Origin of the sequence: Nonomuraea thailandensis (assembly GCF_024172165.1) — a bacterium.
In the GTDB taxonomy this organism is placed as follows: domain Bacteria; phylum Actinomycetota; class Actinomycetes; order Streptosporangiales; family Streptosporangiaceae; genus Nonomuraea; species Nonomuraea thailandensis.
This window is the reverse complement of record NZ_JAMZEB010000002.1, coordinates 8,499,712-8,514,364: the sequence shown is the minus strand read 5'-3', so window position 1 is coordinate 8,514,364 and position 14,653 is coordinate 8,499,712. Positions and strand designations below refer to the sequence as shown.

Genomic DNA, 14,653 nt, shown 5'->3' with positions numbered 1-14,653 from the left:
CTCCGCCACCTGACACCCGGAGATCAGCGGCGCAGACTCACGCGGGGCAGGGCGGGTACAGCGGCCGGGTACCGGTCGGGTAGGCCGACGGGTCGGTGAACCGGCAGCCGTAGGCGGGGCCGGCCACCGTGGCGGGGCGGCTCACGTCGTCGCCGTGGGGCCGCTTGCCGGTGCGCTGCCAGCGTACGAGGTCGTCCCAGGCCGCGCCCGCCTCGGCGTCGCTGAACTCGCAGTGCCCCGCCGCGCGGATCGCGCGCTGCACCAGCAGCGCGGAGCGGCCGTGCCGGGCCACGTCGGCTCGGTAGTGCTGCTCCATCGAGAACGGCACGAAGTTGTCGCCCAGGTTGTGCAGCGACAACACCGGCACGCCGATCCTGCCGGAGACGCCGGGCACCTCCGTCAGCCGCCCCGTACGGCGCGCCACCGGATCGGCGGGATCGACCCGCTGCACGCTCGCGTTGACGTTCACCGGCGCCGCCGGCCGGTAGAGGGTGCCGCGGTTGGTCGCCACCCTGCCGGGCTCCTGCGCCAGCGTGCCGCCCTCGTCCTGACCCGCCAGCCCGAACAGGAAGTCCTGCCAGTACGCGAACGCCGCCGACGCGCCGGGCCGCTCCCCGCCGCCGAGGTTCACCACGATGGAGCGGAACTGCCTGCCCAGCTCGTTGCCGGGCTCCGCCCCGCCCGTCAGGCCGAGCCGTTCCTTGATCCTCGGCACGACCGAGGTCGCGTAGTCCGCCGGGATCGGGTACGCGGGCACGTCGGCCAGGTCCTGCGCGACGAGCTGGTAGTCCAGGAAGAAGTCGAACAGCTCGTGGTCGCCGAGCACCCCGCACATGGGCAGCGCGGCGTCGTACACGCCGGGGTACTGCTCGATCGAGCGGACGGTGACGTGACCGCCCATGGACACGCCGGCCAGGAACGTCCGGTGCGGCCGCCCCACCTCCCGGGTGAAGCGCGAGACGAGGTCGCGGGTGCTGAGCACGCCCGCCCGCACGTCGTAGCCGTTGGCGTAGTAGGAGGAGGCGGCCCAGGCGTACCCCTGCTCCAGCAGCCGCTGCCGCAGGCCGTAGGCGGGCGGCTCCACGGTGAGGACCGTCGTGTCGCCGCGGTAGCCGTGCGCCCACATCACCAGCTCGCCGTTCCAGCGCGGCGGCACCTCGATGTCGAAGGCCGCGTGCTCGTGCACCCCTTGCAGGACCCGGCTCGGCCTGCCGTGCACGGTGGCCGGGGGGAGGGGCGGGTTGTCGACGGTGTAGCCCGGTAAGGGCTGGTCTCCGGGGACGTCGGGAGTGGTTCCCGCGGCGGGCGTGGCCGGTGACGCGCACAGCACGGCGGCGAGAACGACCGGGAGGAGGGGGCGCATCGGTCGTCACCTTTCTTCCAGGCTGGGGGACCTCATTCCATGAGACAACAGTTGCCGATCAGGCTCCAGCGGTGTGAACCCAGTCATCGTCTGAGATCTGTGGGCTTTGACGGGTTGTTTGGGTTTAAGGAGGTAACTGAGAGTATCTGCATGGGTACGTCTGCTTCCGTCTAGGCGCTCGCCCAGCCGGGGGACGCCGGGATTCTGGCCGATCTATCCAGAACGGAAACGAGCACGTGAACACTCAAATTCGGCAATCGCGGGCCCCGCGCCAAGGGCGGCTCGCGGCACTGGTTCTGACCGGCGCGGTCGCCGGTGTCATGTTCCTCCCTCTCGGCATGGGGGTGGCCAGCGCGAGCGCCGGCTTCCCCGCGGTCGAGGCCGGAGGCCCGCCTTCCGAGCCGGTACGGCACGTCACCAAGACGAGGTACGTGCCGCGGGAGAAGCCCATCCTGCACAACCCGCGCTACCGCATGCCGCGGATCGACGTGATCGTCGACAACGACAACTACTCGCGTAACGAGCGGCACCACGAGCACAGGCACGTGCCGATCAAGCGCAAGCCGGTGAAGGTGGAGCCGCCGGTCAAGGAAGAGCCCGTGAAGGAAGAGCCGGTCAAGGAAGAGCCGGTCAAGGACGACTGGTGGTGGCCGAACCTGGACTGATCCCAGTCCAGGCGCGTTCACCCGCCGCGGGTGTGGTGACCCTGGGGCCGCTTCCTGTCGGGGAAGGAGGAGGCGGTCCCTCACCCGCGACGATGTACGTTTCATCGACCCCGCCGGGCTGCTCCCGCAATCTACGAGGTCAGAGCCGGGAGCGGCCCTGTCATGTCTCCGGGGACGGTGGCGTGGTTGGCGATGATCGCGGGCGAGCGGATAACGTCCGAGCTCGACGAAGCCTCGCCGCTGGAGCCCTGACATGCCAGGAAGACGCTGGGCCATCCCCATGCTGCTCGCCCTGTCCCTGCCACTGCTAGCCCCCGTGAGCGCCTCCCCGGCGACCGCCGCCGCCGTGCCCCCGCTGGAGGAGATCAACGCCACCACCACCCAGGTGGCCTTCGGCTTACGCCGCCCCACCGCCATCGCCGCCCCCGACGACGGGACGGACCGGCTGCTCATCACCGAGAAGCGCGGCACCGTACGCGTCTACCACCCCGACACCGGCCTCGCCCAGAGCCCGATCATCGACATCACCGCCTCCGTGGACGAGTCGGGCAACGAGCGAGGGCTGCTCGGCATCGCCGTCGCCCCCGACTTCGCCCGGAGCCAGGACGTCTACCTCGCCTACACCGCGCTGCCGGACGGAGCCGTGACCCTGGGCAGGTACCGGCTGGACGAGGCGCGCCTGGAGCCCCTGCTCTCCCAGGAGCACGCCGAGTACAGCAACCACAACGGCGGCCAGATCACCTTCGGCACCGACGGCAACCTCTACATGAGCATCGGCGACGGCGGCGCCGCGGGCGACCCCTTCGACACCGGGCAGCGCCTGGACACGCTGCTGGGCAAGATCCTCCGCGTGGACGTGCGCAGGACCTGCGGCGCCCTGGCCTACTGCATCCCGGCCGACAACCCGTTCGTCGGGGTCGCGGGGGCGAGGGGCGAGGTGTGGATGTACGGCGGCCGCAACCCCTGGCGCTTCTCCGTCGACCGGGCGGACGGCTCCCTGTGGATCGGCGACGTCGGCCAGGGCAGGTGGGAGGAGATCAACCACGTCAAGCCCGGGCGGCAGGCCGGCGCGAACCTGGGCTGGTCCTGCTACGAGGGGCTGGAGGTGTTCGACCAGACCCAGTGCGGCTCCGGCGCCACCTACACCAAGCCCGTCTTCACCTACTCCCCGCACACGGGCGGCTGCGCGGTCATCGGCGGGCAGGTCTACCGGGGCCAGCAGTTCGCCGACCTGGTCGGCGGCACCTACATCGCCGCCGACTACTGCTACATGACCGTGTGGGCGCTGCGCGAGAACGGCTCCGGCGGCTACGCCGCCGCAGAGCTCGGCCAGATGCCGACGCAGGTCACCGCGTTCGGCGCCACGCCGGAGGGCGAGCTCTACGTCGTCAACGACCTGCCCGGCGGCCTGCACCGCGTCTCCTTCGAACACGCCGAGCCGACCTGCCGGATCGCCTACACCACGCGGGCCTGGGGCACCGGCATGACCGTCGACCTCACGATCACCAACACCGGCACGGCCCCGATCAGCGGCTGGACGCTGCGCTTCCCGCTCGCCAGGGGACAGAGCGTCGTCTCGGACTGGAACACCGACCTCACCCAGAGCGGTGACATGGTCAGCGCCGTCAACGCCGCCCACAACGGCTCCGTCGCGCCCGGCCAGAGCGTCACGATGGGCTACCTCGTCAGCCACACGGGCGACGCGTCCCCGCCGAGCCGGTTCACGCTCAACAGGGACACCTGCGCCGTCACGCGGTGAGGGGCGCGCCGCCGGGCGTCAGCCCTCGTCCGCGGGGAGGGTGAAGAGGCGGATGTACACCGGGCGGGCGTCCGGCGGCGCCTCGTCGGCGGGGCGGCTGTAGCGCAGCAGCAGAGCGATGTACTCCTCGTAGAACGCGTCCAGGTCCTGCCGGGTCACCCGGGCCAGCCCGCGCGAGCCCCTGGCCCAGCCGGGGTCGGCCCGGTAGGCGGCGGGGAAGCGTTCGAACAGGGCGCGGTCCTCCTCGTAGCCGATCCGGTGGAACTCCTCCAGCACCGGCCGGTCCTCGGGCGCGACCTGCTCGGGGGTCGGCAGGCGCATGTCCCGCGGGACCTCCGCGCGGCGCCACCAGCGTTCGCGGCCCGTCGAGCGCTCGGGGATCTCCTCGATGAAGCCGTACTTCTCGAGCTGGCGCAGGTGGTAGCTGGTCGTGCCGGTCTTGGCGCCGAGCAGCTCGCCGAGGGTGGTGGAGGTGGCCGGGCCGTGCACGTTCAGGTGGGTCAGCATGCGGCGGCGCATGGGATGCGCCAGCGCCTTGAGCCGGTCGGGGTCATCGAGCACGTACGGCTCGTCATCCTTCATGAGGACAAGGCTAGTACTCCAGAACGATATCTGCAGACATTCCTTTGCCGAGAACTCTCTGCAAACTAGTCTCCGCAGTATGAGGAGAATCCTTGCGGCGATCGCCGCCGTGTTATTCGTGCTCGCCACACCCGCCCACGCCACCGCGCCGCCGGGGCCGCCGGAGCCGCAGGGGCTGCCGGGCGACCTGACGTCCACCGAGGTGAGCTTCCGCGGCGACGGGAACCTGGAGCTGCGCGGCAGCGTGATCAGCGCGGCCGGCGCCCCGGACGGGCGCCCGGGGGTCGTGCTGGTGCACGGCGCGGGCACCGGCACGCGCCGGGAGAAGCTGCTGGCCGAGGCCGTGGCCTTCGCCCGGCAGGGCCTGTCCGTGCTCGTCTACGACAAGCGCTCGGTGGGGTACTCGCTGTTCGAACGGTCGTACCCGCAACTCGCCGAGGACGCCCTGGCCGCCGTCGGGACGCTGCGGCGGCAGCCCGGCGTCGACCCGGCCAAGGTCGGCATCTGGGGGCTCAGCGAGGGAGGGTGGGTGGCGCCGATCGCCGCCGCCCGCTCCTCCGACATCGCCTTCGTCATCCTCGTCGGCGCCAACGCGCTCGAACCGCTGCGGCAGCAGGCCTGGGCGGTGGCGGCGGGGCTGCGCAAGGCGGGCGTGGGCGGGTCGCTGGTGGACCGGGCCGAGCCCAACCTGTACCGGGTGATCGCGGACGGCGGGCTGTTCCCCGAGCCGTACCACGATCCGGCGCCCGTCCTGGCGAAGGTGCGGCAGCCCGTGCTCGGCATCTGGGGCGTGCACGACCTGCTCACCCCTCCCAGGGAGACGCCGCCGATCCTCGCCGAGGCCCTGGAGGACGGCGGCAACCGCCGCTACGCGTTCCGGTTCTTCGCCGGGGCCGACCACGCCGCCCACCTGACGCCCGACGGCGGGGTCACCCGGCAGCCCGAGCTGGCGCCCGGCTACGCCGAACTGGTCGGAACGTGGGTAGGCGAGGCGACCTCAGGCCGCGCACCCGAGGCCCAGGTCACAGGGCCGGCCCCGGTACAGGCGAGTGACACCTTCGGGGTGCCGCCCACCGCGTGGTGGGAGTCGGCCCCGGTGCAGGCCGTGGCGCTGGTGCTGCTCCTGGTGGCGTTCGGCGGGTATCCCGTGGCGGCCCTGGTCAGGAAGGTCAGGCGGCGGCCGGCCGTCACGCCGGTCAGGGCGGCCCGGCTGGTGAGCGCGGGCGGGCTGCTGGCGGCGCTGGGCGGGTTCGCGTACCTGTTCTACGTGATCATGACGGGCGGGAAGCTGTCCGTGCCCGGGCCCATGGCAGGCGACAGGCCGATCATCTGGCTCGCGCTCCAGGCGGTCGCGGCCGTGACCGTCGCCGCCACCGCGGTCACGGCGGCACGGTGGCGGCGGGCCGCCACGCGGGGCGAGCGGGTGCGGCTGGGCCTGCTGGTCGCGGGCGGCGTGGTGTTCGCGCCCTGGGCGCTGTACTGGGGCCTGCTGCTGCCCTAAGCGCTGTGACCTGCGAGATGCCCGAAACGGGAGCGCGAGCGGAAGGTACGGCGGTAGGCGTCCGGGGGCACGCCTACCGTGCGGTTGAAGTTCCGGCGCAGGGTCGTGGCGGTGCCCATGCCGGTGGCCGAGGCGATGGTGTCGACGCTCTCGTCGGTGGTCTCCAGCAACTGCTGGGCGTGGCGGATCCGCTGGGTCAGCAGCCACTGCAGCGGGGTGGTGCCGGTCACCGACCTGAAGTGGCGGCCCAGGTTGCGCGAGCTCATCCGCGCCTGGCGGGCCAGGTCCTCCACGGTGAGCGGATGGTCCAGCCGCTCCATCACCCAGGGGAACAGCTCGGCCAGCGGATGGTTGTCGGGGGCGGGCACCGGGGTGGTGACGAACTGCGACTGGCCGCCGTCCCGGTGCGGCGGCACGACCAGGCGGCGGGCGACCGCGTTGGTGACCGAGGAGCCGTGGTCGAGGCGGACCAGGTGCAGGCACAGGTCCATGGCGGCGGCCTTGCCCGCGGAGGTGAGCACGCTGCCGTTGTCCACGTACAGGACGTCCGGGTCCACCTCCACCAGGGGATGCCGGATGGCCAGCTCCCGGGTGTGCGCCCAGTGGGTGGTCGCGCGCCTGCCGTCCAGCAGGCCGGCGGCGGCCAGGATGAACGCGCCCGTGCACAGGGAGGCCACGCGCGCGCCCGCCTCGTGAGCCGCGCGCACCGCGTCGACCAGCTCGGCGGGCGGCTCCACGTCGATGTCGGCCCACCCCGGGACGATCACCGTGTCGGCCCGCGCGAGGTGGTCGAGGCCGTGGTCGGGCTCCAGCCAGAACCGACCGGCCCGTACGGCGCCCGGCCCGCAGGCCACGAAGTCGTACCAGGGGTCGGCCAGGTGGCGCAGGTCGGACCCGAAGACCTCGTACGCCAGGGACAGCTCGAAGTGCAGCATGCCGTCGGTGACGGCCAGCGCCATGGTATGCATGTCCGGAATTGTATGGCTATTGGCGTTCCGGACACTCGTGCGGGCGCGTCGCCGTTGCCAAAATGGTCACATCAGATCAACCGAGAACGGGGGAGAACCCAATGGGAGCAGGGCAGATGGTCACGGTGTTCGGCGCGTACGGGCACACCGGGCGGTTCGTGGTGACGGAGCTGCGCGAGCGCGGGTTCGTCCCGATCCTGGCCGGGCGTGACGCCGACAAGCTCAAGGCGCTGGCGTACGAGACCGGGCTGGAGGCCCGCCCCGCGTCGGTCGACGACCCGGGCTCCCTCGACCGAGCGCTCGCCGGAGCCGCGGCCGTGATCAACACCGCCGGGCCCTTCGCCACGACCGGCGGCCCCGTGATCGAGGCGGCGCTGCGCGCCGGGATCCCGTACCTGGACGTGGCGGCCGAGATCGAGGCCAACGCCGACACGTTCGCGCACTTCGGCGAGCGTGCCCGCGCCGCCGGAGCGGTGATCGTCCCCGCGATGGCCTTCTACGGCGGCCTCGGCGACCTGCTCGCCACCGCCGCGATGGGCGAGTGGACGTCGGCCGACGAGGCGCACGTCGCGTACGCCCTGAGCAGCTGGCACCCCACCGCCGGGACGCGGGCCTCGGGCGTGATCTCGCGGGAGCGGCGGGACGGCCGGCGCGTGCGGTTCGCCAACGGCCGGCTGGAGTACCGCGACGACCCGTCCCCGACGCTGGAGTGGTCCTTCCCCGAGCCGGTCGGGCCCCGGGACGTCATCGGGGAGTTCACGATGGCGGACGTCGTCACCGTGCCCAGCCACCTGTCCATCCCCGAGGTGCGCACGTACATGACGGTCGAGGCGGCCAAGGACGTGGTCTCCGCCGACGCGCCGGCGCCGGCGCCGGCCGACGAGTCGGGGCGCTCGGCGCAGACGTTCCTCGTGGACGTCGTCGTGCGCTCGGGCTCCGACGAGCGGCGTGCCGTGGCCACGGGGCAGGACATCTACGCGATCACCGCGCCGCTGGTGGTGGAGGCGGTCGAGCGCGTCCTCTCCGGGCGGACCAAGGCGGTCGGCGTCGTCTCCGCCGGTGAGATCTTCGACGCCCCCGACTTCCTCCGCGCCCTGTCCGCGCACCTCACGGTCGACCTGCGCAAGTAGCCGCGCCGAGCGGCACGGACCTGCGCCTCCGCGCCGAGCGGCACGGACCTGCGCCTCCGCGCCGAGCGGCACGGACCGGCGCTCGCCGCGCCGAGCGGTGCGGACCTGCGCCCCCGCTGCGCGGCACGGGCCTGCGCCCCCGGGTTCAGGGACGCGGACCTGCGGCCGGCGCCGCGTTCATGGGCGCCCGCCCGCCTCCGTCCCGCCGGAGCCCGGCACGAACCCGCCCGCCTCCAGCTTCGCCACGAAGCGCGACATCTCCGGATCGAACCGATCCGGCGCCCAGCGCGCGCCGCCCCCGAGGGCGAACCAGCGCACCTCGGCGAACTCGGCGAGGTCGGGCGTGATCGGCGCCTGCTGATCCCCCTCCAGCACGAACCAGAGCGACACATCGGTGTGCGCATCCGCCCCGCGCGTCCGCGTCACGGTGAGGAAGAACGGAGCGGAGCCGAGCACCGGATGGAAGCGCCCGGCGATGCCCAGCTCCTCCTCCACCTCACGCAGCACCGTCCGGCGCGGATCCTCACCGGGATCCACGTGCCCGCCGGGCGGCAGCCACGCCCTGGCCTTCAGGTGGTCCACGAGCATCACCGAGGCGCGGCCCCGGTCCACCAGGGCGGCGTACGCGACGAGATGGCACGGCGGCGTCGCCGGCTTGGCCACCCGGAACAGCGGCGCGCCGGAGTCGACCCAGTCGAGCGTCCACTTGAGGTCCGCGGCCTCCCGGCCGTCGTGCGGAGTCATCTCCTCGACCAGGGCGCGGACCAGCTCCCGGGACTCGTCGGCGATGGGCGGCATCGATCAGTCCCGGCCGGGCTTGTACGCCAGGAAGAAGCCCTGCGGGCCCGACCGCGGCCGCTCGCTCGCGTCGGGCTCGCGGATCAGCCGGGCGTCCACGACCAGCCCCGCCTTGCCCATCAGCTCGGCGATCTGCTCAGGGGGATTCCAGTAGACGTCGAGCGACAACTCGTGCCCGTAACCCCTGCTCAGGTGGCGGCGCTGGTCACCCACCTTGAACGCGATCAGCAGATGACCACCCGGGGCCAGCACCCGATGGGCCTCCTCGAACACCTTCCCCAGCAGCTCCGGCGGCGTGTGCACGGTCGAGTACCAAAGGAGCGCGCCGCCGACGGCCTCGTCCGCCAGGTCCAGCGCGGTCATCGACCCCACCTCGAAGCGCAGCCCCGGGTGGCTCCGGCGGGCGACCGCGATCATCTCCGGCGACAGGTCCACGCCGAAGGCGTCGACCCCCAGAGCCCGCAGGTGGGCCGTGACGCGGCCGGGGCCGCAGCCGAGGTCGGCGACCTCGCCGGCCTCCCGCACGAGCTCGGCGAACGCCCCCAGCATGGCGCGGTCCAGCGGCTTGGCGTCCAGCTCGTCACGGAGCAACTCGGCGTAGTCGGCGGCAACGGTATCGTAGGCCACCCGGGTCTCATGGAGGTAGGAAGATTCGGTCACGGCCAAGGACCTTAGCCCCATCGACTGACAGACGCGGCTAGCTCGTGACGACTCGCTCGTCCTGGCGGCCCAGGAAGAAGTAGACGCCGCGGTCGGTCTGCATGGCGGTGTGGAACTTCCTGGCCTTGGGCTTGGCCGACTCGTTGGTGGTGACGACCGTGACGACCACGTAGTTCAGGTACGCGCCCGAGTAGATCGCGCCGTAGGCGTACCTGCTGTGGGCGCTGGCCCGGCGCCAGGCGACCTTGTCGTCGGCGCTGTTCTTGAGCTGGTTCGCGGTCTTCTTGGCGTCGCTTGTCCCGGGGAACCGCAGGACGATCTGCACCGCCCTGAGATTCCCGCCGTAGGCGGTGTAGGCGAGCTGGATGGCGCTCTCGCAGTTGTTGTCGGCCATGACGCCCTCGGCGTCCAGCGGGTCGCACGAGTCGTACGTCCAGCCGCCGACCTTGCGCGCCGCGTACTTCTCGCCCTTCAGCGAGTAGTTCCAGTTGCCGAACTCGGTGTGGTCGAGCGGCCCTCCCGAGCTGTCACTGGGCGTGCTGGACGGCTCGGGGGTCTCCTCGGCCGGGGTGGGAGACGGCGCCGGGGACGACGGTGGCGCGGACGTCGGCGGGGTGCTCGGCTGGGCGACGGGGGTGGGGGTGGGGGCGGGATCGGAGGAGCCGAGGTAGGCGTACGCGCCGAAGGCGCCGCCCCCGAGCAGGAGGATCGCCGACAGGGCGACGATCACGCCGATGAGCACGGGGTTGTTGCGGTTGCCCGGCGGAGGGCCGAAGGGCGGCGGCGGTCCGCCCTGGTTGCCGTACTGGCCGGGGGGCGGCGGCCCTTGACCGGGCTGGTTCTGGGGCGGGCCGTAACCAGGCTGGCCATGGGGCTGCCCGTAGCCGGGTTGTGCTTGAGACGGCCCGTAGCCGGGTTGTCCCTGAGACGGCCCGTAGCCGGGTTGGCCTTGGGGCGGCCCGTAGCCGGGTCCGCCCTGTCCGGGGGCCTGAGGGGGGCCGTAGCCGGGGGTGCCCTGGCCTGGTGGCGGCCCGTACCCATGGGGCCCCTGAGGCCCCCAGGGCCCTTGGGGTCGGGGCTGCTGAGGGTGTGCCATTACCCCATTGTGGGACACACCACCCCCACATACCCCATCTACCCCACAACTATGACCTCATACACACCGCCAGATGGCCGCGGCCGGCAGCCCGTTCGCGCCGCGCGTCGTGCCGCCGACGGTGTCGTCGTCCCCGATCGTCGTGACGGAGGCGGCACCGTTGAGCTGGCCCAACAGCGTTCCGAAGCGCCAGACCTGGAACGGCGTGGACGTCAGTGAGGTGACGATGAGCCCGTTCCTGTTGATCTGCGCGGCCAGGGCGCTCTGGGGCAGCACGTGCGGCTGCCCGTTCCGGTCCCAGTACGCCGGCCGGTTCGGCGCCGAGCCCAGCCGGAGCGACCCGCCCACCAGCCCGTCGGCGACGACCCGGGCGTAGCCGTCCTGCATGTCCGGCGGCTCCGACAGGCGGGTGAGCCGGCCGTCGCGCCACAGGTGCGGCCACGGATAGGTCGCGTCCGCCCCCATCAGCAGGGTGCCGTCGTGGTCCACGTCGACCACCCGCATGCCCGCGGGCAGGCCGGGCACCGGCTCGACGACGCCGGGCCGGTCCTGCGGCCAGCGCACCACCACGCCGACGGTGACGTTGCCCTGCCAGACCACGGCGCTGCCGTAGACGTCGCCGCTGTCGGTGATCCCGAAGGCCCTGGTGTTCGTCTCCGCGCCGGGCAGCGGGGTCAGGATCTCCCGCCGGCCGTCGCGGATGCGGAAGGAGATCGCGGACGCTCCCCACAGGCCGGTCACGGACGTTCCGGCGATGGTCCCGCTGCTGTTCTGGGCCACGACGCGGTCGGTGCCATGGCCGGTCGACCCGTAGTCGACGACCCGGCCGTCCTTCCAGTAGATGATCCGCCGGCCGGTGTCGGGGAAGTAGGCACTGCCGGAGTAGCCGCCGTTGTGGTCGGTGGCGTCGACCTGGTGCTGCGTCGAGCCGGTGGGCGCCTGGAGCGCCTGCATCTGCCAGGTGCACGCCGATCGCGCCGCCGCTGCCTGGGGCGCGCCGGCGAACGCGGCGACGACCAGCATCGCCGCCATCACGATTCTGCCTGTCATGACTCCAGTCGATCGTGACCGGCCGGGGCGGGCATCTCCCTGGATGCTCAGGAGCCGAACGCGCGCCGGTAGCCGGTGGGGCTCACGCCGGTCGTCCTCTTGAAGCGGTCGCGGAAGGCGGTGGGGGAGCCGAAGCCGACCTGGGCGCCGATGCGCTCGACCGGGTACCGGGTGGTCTCGAGGAGGTGCTGGGCCTGCCGGATGCGGGCGCGGTGCAGCCACTGCAGCGGGGTGCTGCCGGTCTGCTCGCGGAAGCGGCGGATCAGCGTGCGCGTGCTCATGCCGGCGTGCGCCGAGATGGCGTCGAGGGTCAGGGCGCCGCCGAGGTTGTCCTGCAGCCAGAGGAGCAGCGGCTCCAGCTCCGAGCCGCGCGGGACGGCCGGGTGGTCGTGGACGATGAACTGGGCCTGCCCGCCCTCCCGCTCCAGCGGCATGACCGACAGGCGGGCGGCGTCGGCGGCGACGGCCGAGCCGTGGTCGCGGCGGATCAGGTGCAGGCACAGGTCGAGCCCGGCCGCGGCCCCGGCCGAGGTGAGGAACTGGCCGTTGTCCACGTACAGGACGTCGGGGGCGACCTGCAGCCGCGGATAGGCGGCGGCCAGCCGCTCGGCCAGGATCCAGTGGGTGGTCACCCGCTGACCGTCGAGCAGACCGGTGGCGGCCAGCGGGAAGGCGCCCGAGCAGATCGAGGCGATACGGGTGCCGCTCGCGGCCGCCGCGCGCAGGGCGTCGCGGACGGCGCCGGGCAGCGGCGCGAACGGGTCGGCGGTGCCCGGCACGATGATCGTGTCCGCGCCCTCCAGCGCGTCCAGCCCCCAGGGCACGCGCACCGCGAACGCGCCGGCGCTGACCTCCGGCTGCGCGCCGCACACCCGGGTCCGGTAGCCGGGACGCCCGCCGGGCAGCCGCGTGCGGGTGAAGGCCTCGATCGGGACGGACAGGTCGAACGGGATCACCTGGTCGAGCGCGAGGACGGCGACGGTGTGCATGGCCGCAACCTATCCGGCCGCGCGGGCGCCCTCTCCGCCGCGGGATCCGGTCGGCGCCGACCCCGCCCCGGCCCGCACACCGCCGGTGCGCGGGCCGGGAGCCGGTCACCCCATGATGACCGTGAGCTCGAACGTGCCCTGGTGCGGGATGCGCAGGGCGTGGAAGCGGCGGGAGCCGTCGCGGAAGTAGGCGGCGGGCAGGGATCCGTTGGAGTCGGGGACCTGGCCGGGGAAGACGGTGGACCAGCAGGTGTGTCTCCGGCACACCGTTGACAGGGTTAGCAACCAAGCGCATGCTTGGGCGCATGGCCGGATCAGCGAGATCGACCAGCAGTCACACCCCCGAGGGCCCCAGCCGCCGTACGCTGCTGCGCGGCGCCGCCGTCGCCGGAGGCGCGCTGGTGACGGGCGCCGCCCTGGGCGGCGCGCCCGCACGTGCCGCGGCCGAGTACGACGTCGTGGTGGTCGGCGCGGGCGCCGCCGGGATGACGGCGGCCCTGGCGGCGGCCCGGCGCGGGCTGCGTACCGTCGTGATCGAGAAGGCTCCGACGTTCGGCGGGTCGGCCGCCCGCTCCGGCGCCGGCATCTGGATCCCGAACAACGAGGTCATCCTCGCCGCCGGGGTGCAGGACACCCCGGCCAAGGCCGCCGCCTACCTCACCCGCGTCGTCGGCGACACCGTGCCGATCGAGCGGCAGCAGGCGTTCCTGGCCGCGGGGCCGGCCATGATCTCGTTCGTGACGCGGAACAGCCCGCTGCGCTTCCGGTTCATGGAGGGCTACTCCGACTACTATCCGGAGCTGCCCGGCGGCATGCCCGGCGGCCGCTCCATCGAGCCGGCGCAGCTCGACGGCAACCTCCTCGGGGCCGAGCTGGCCCGCCTGAACGGCCCGTACATCCCCACCCCCGCCGGCATGGTGGTCCACAGCGCCGACTACAAGTGGCTCACGCTCGCCGCCGTCAACCCCAAGGGGCTGGAGGTGAGCGCCGCGTGCCTGCTGCGCGGCACCGAGGCCGCGCTGCGCGGCGAGAAGCCGCTGACCATGGGCCAGTCGCTGGCCGCCGGGCTGCGCGCCGGGCTGATCGCCGCCGGCGTGCCGGTGCTGCTGAACACCCCGCTGCTCGACCTGAGCCGCGAAGCCGGCCGGGTCACGGGCGTCATCACCCCGTCCGGCCCGATCACGGCCCGGCGCGGCGTGATCATCGGGTCAGGCGGGTTCGAGCACAGCGCGGCCATGCGCGCGGAGTTCCAGCGCCAGCCCATCGGCACGAGCTGGACCGTCGGGGCCGGCGCGAACACCGGCGACGGCATCGAGGCCGGCGAGCGGGCCGGCGCCGCGCTCGACCTGATGGACGACGCCTGGTGGGGCCCGGCCATCCCGCTGCCCGACGAGCCGTACTTCTGCCTGGCCGAGCGCACGCTGCCCGGCAGCGTCCTGGTCAACGGCCTCGGCGTGCGCTTCGTCAACGAGGGCGCCCCCTACAGCGACGTCGTCCACGTCATGTACGACCGCAACACCGCCGCCGCCCCGCACATCCCGGCCTGGCTGATCGTCGACCAGCACTACCGCAACAAGTACCTGTTCCGGGACGTCGCGCCACTGCTGCCGCTGCCCGGCGCCTGGTTCGACAGCGGCGCCGTGTACAAGGCGTGGAGCATCGAGCAGCTCGCCCGGCAGATCGGCGTCCCCGAGGCCGCGCTGCGCGGCACGATCAACCGGTTCAACGGGTTCGCGACCTCCGGCAGGGACCTCGACTTCCATCGCGGCGACAGCGCCTACGACCGCTACTACGCCGACCCCCTGGTCAAGCCGAATCCGTGCCTGGCCCCGCTCTGGCTGCCGCCCTTCTACGCGTTCAAGATCATCCCAGGGGACCTGGGAACGAAGGGCGGGATGCGCACGGACGCCCGGGCGCGCGTGCTGCGCGCCGACGGTTCGGTCATCCCCGGCCTGTACGCCGCGGGCAACGCCAGCGCGGCCGTCATGGGCCACAGCTACGCCGGCTCGGGCTCGACCATCGGCCCCGCCATGACCTTCGGCTACATCGCCGCCAACGACCTGGCCCCCTGAGCCGCCACGACCTGGCCCCC

At 72.9% G+C, this 14,653-nt stretch carries 14 protein-coding genes; 4 read left to right on the top strand and 10 right to left on the bottom strand.

The genetic code is table 11. The features are described from left to right. Positions 1 to 37: 37 nt before the first annotated feature. Together HD597_RS42845 and HD597_RS67060 are read right to left on the bottom strand one after the other, a co-directional pair. On the bottom strand, positions 38 to 1,363 hold the full coding sequence (locus tag HD597_RS42845; protein ID WP_253751136.1) for an alpha/beta hydrolase family protein: 1,326 nt from the start codon (positions 1,361 to 1,363) through the stop codon (positions 38 to 40). A 508-nt stretch (positions 1,364 to 1,871) separates the two neighbouring features. Continuing rightward, positions 1,872 to 1,982: a hypothetical protein gene (locus HD597_RS67060; RefSeq protein ID WP_372513511.1), complete on the bottom strand. Its 111-nt coding sequence runs from the start codon at positions 1,980 to 1,982 to the stop codon at positions 1,872 to 1,874. Between the two features lie 299 nt (positions 1,983 to 2,281). Between HD597_RS67060 and HD597_RS42835 the strand changes: the two genes are divergently transcribed. Then, complete coding sequence (locus HD597_RS42835; protein WP_253751131.1) at positions 2,282 to 3,787, top strand: PQQ-dependent sugar dehydrogenase; 1,506 nt, start codon at positions 2,282 to 2,284, stop codon at positions 3,785 to 3,787. Positions 3,788 to 3,805: 18 nt separating this feature from the next. Here the strand turns inward: HD597_RS42835 and HD597_RS42830 are convergent, their stop codons facing one another. Beyond that, positions 3,806 to 4,369, bottom strand: a complete 564-nt coding sequence (locus tag HD597_RS42830; RefSeq protein ID WP_253751126.1) for an ArsR/SmtB family transcription factor — start codon at positions 4,367 to 4,369, stop codon at positions 3,806 to 3,808. A gap of 79 nt (positions 4,370 to 4,448) precedes the next feature. Between HD597_RS42830 and HD597_RS42825 the strand changes: the two genes are divergently transcribed. Beyond that, positions 4,449 to 5,870 (top strand): alpha/beta hydrolase family protein, encoded by a 1,422-nt coding sequence (locus HD597_RS42825; RefSeq protein ID WP_253751123.1) that lies wholly within the window; start codon positions 4,449 to 4,451, stop codon positions 5,868 to 5,870. Here HD597_RS42825 and HD597_RS42820 read toward each other — a convergent pair. Then, entirely contained in the window at positions 5,867 to 6,838 is a 972-nt protein-coding gene (locus HD597_RS42820; protein ID WP_253751120.1) for a helix-turn-helix domain-containing protein, read from the bottom strand. The two genes, HD597_RS42825 and HD597_RS42820, sit on opposite strands and share 4 nt — an antisense overlap. Positions 6,839 to 6,939: 101 nt before the next feature. Here HD597_RS42820 and HD597_RS42815 point away from each other — a divergent pair, with 101 nt between their 5' ends. Further along, on the top strand, positions 6,940 to 7,968 hold the full coding sequence (locus tag HD597_RS42815) for a saccharopine dehydrogenase family protein (protein WP_253751116.1): 1,029 nt from the start codon (positions 6,940 to 6,942) through the stop codon (positions 7,966 to 7,968). A 177-nt stretch (positions 7,969 to 8,145) separates the two neighbouring features. Here HD597_RS42815 and HD597_RS42810 read toward each other — a convergent pair whose 3' ends face one another. The 6 genes from HD597_RS42810 to HD597_RS42785 form a co-directional block, all read right to left on the bottom strand. After that, the gene (locus HD597_RS42810; protein ID WP_253751113.1) at positions 8,146 to 8,766 is read right to left on the bottom strand and encodes an NUDIX hydrolase; all 621 of its coding nucleotides are present in this window, start codon (positions 8,764 to 8,766) and stop codon (positions 8,146 to 8,148) included. Positions 8,767 to 8,769: 3 nt separating this feature from the next. Continuing rightward, entirely contained in the window at positions 8,770 to 9,426 is a 657-nt protein-coding gene (locus HD597_RS42805) for a class I SAM-dependent methyltransferase (RefSeq protein WP_253751110.1), read from the bottom strand. 37 nt (positions 9,427 to 9,463) lie between these two features. Further along, positions 9,464 to 10,168 carry a hypothetical protein gene (locus HD597_RS42800; RefSeq protein ID WP_253751107.1) on the bottom strand — a complete coding sequence of 235 codons (705 nt, stop codon included), beginning with the start codon at positions 10,166 to 10,168 and terminating at the stop codon, positions 9,464 to 9,466. A 411-nt stretch (positions 10,169 to 10,579) separates the two neighbouring features. Then, positions 10,580 to 11,572, bottom strand: coding sequence for a hypothetical protein (locus HD597_RS42795; protein ID WP_253751102.1), 993 nt, complete (start codon positions 11,570 to 11,572; stop codon positions 10,580 to 10,582). 47 nt (positions 11,573 to 11,619) lie between these two features. Further along, entirely contained in the window at positions 11,620 to 12,561 is a 942-nt protein-coding gene (locus HD597_RS42790; RefSeq protein ID WP_253751099.1) for a GlxA family transcriptional regulator, read from the bottom strand. Positions 12,562 to 12,666: 105 nt separating this feature from the next. Then, positions 12,667 to 12,828, bottom strand: coding sequence for a hypothetical protein (locus HD597_RS42785; RefSeq protein ID WP_253751096.1), 162 nt, complete (start codon positions 12,826 to 12,828; stop codon positions 12,667 to 12,669). A gap of 38 nt (positions 12,829 to 12,866) precedes the next feature. On the opposite strand from HD597_RS42785, the gene kstD reads away from it, so the two are divergent. Next, the gene (gene kstD, locus HD597_RS42780) at positions 12,867 to 14,633 is read left to right on the top strand and encodes a 3-oxosteroid 1-dehydrogenase (protein WP_276083167.1); all 1,767 of its coding nucleotides are present in this window, start codon (positions 12,867 to 12,869) and stop codon (positions 14,631 to 14,633) included. The last annotated feature ends 20 nt before the right edge of the window (positions 14,634 to 14,653 follow it).

Excerpts from the sequence above, each read along its gene's own strand:
- HD597_RS42845 (WP_253751136.1), bottom strand. The coding sequence starts at position 1,363 with ATGCGCCCCCTCCTCCCGGTCGTTCTCGCCGCCGTGCTGTGCGCGTCA.
- HD597_RS42835 (WP_253751131.1), top strand. The coding sequence starts at position 2,282 with ATGCCAGGAAGACGCTGGGCCATCCCCATGCTGCTCGCCCTGTCCCTG.
- HD597_RS42830 (WP_253751126.1), bottom strand. The coding sequence starts at position 4,369 with ATGAAGGATGACGAGCCGTACGTGCTCGATGACCCCGACCGGCTCAAG.
- HD597_RS42825 (WP_253751123.1), top strand. The coding sequence starts at position 4,449 with ATGAGGAGAATCCTTGCGGCGATCGCCGCCGTGTTATTCGTGCTCGCC.
- HD597_RS42820 (WP_253751120.1), bottom strand. The coding sequence starts at position 6,838 with ATGCATACCATGGCGCTGGCCGTCACCGACGGCATGCTGCACTTCGAG.
- HD597_RS42815 (WP_253751116.1), top strand. The coding sequence starts at position 6,940 with ATGGGAGCAGGGCAGATGGTCACGGTGTTCGGCGCGTACGGGCACACC.
- HD597_RS42810 (WP_253751113.1), bottom strand. The coding sequence starts at position 8,766 with ATGCCGCCCATCGCCGACGAGTCCCGGGAGCTGGTCCGCGCCCTGGTC.
- HD597_RS42795 (WP_253751102.1), bottom strand. The coding sequence starts at position 11,572 with ATGACAGGCAGAATCGTGATGGCGGCGATGCTGGTCGTCGCCGCGTTC.
- HD597_RS42790 (WP_253751099.1), bottom strand. The coding sequence starts at position 12,561 with ATGCACACCGTCGCCGTCCTCGCGCTCGACCAGGTGATCCCGTTCGAC.
- kstD (WP_276083167.1), top strand. The coding sequence starts at position 12,867 with ATGGCCGGATCAGCGAGATCGACCAGCAGTCACACCCCCGAGGGCCCC.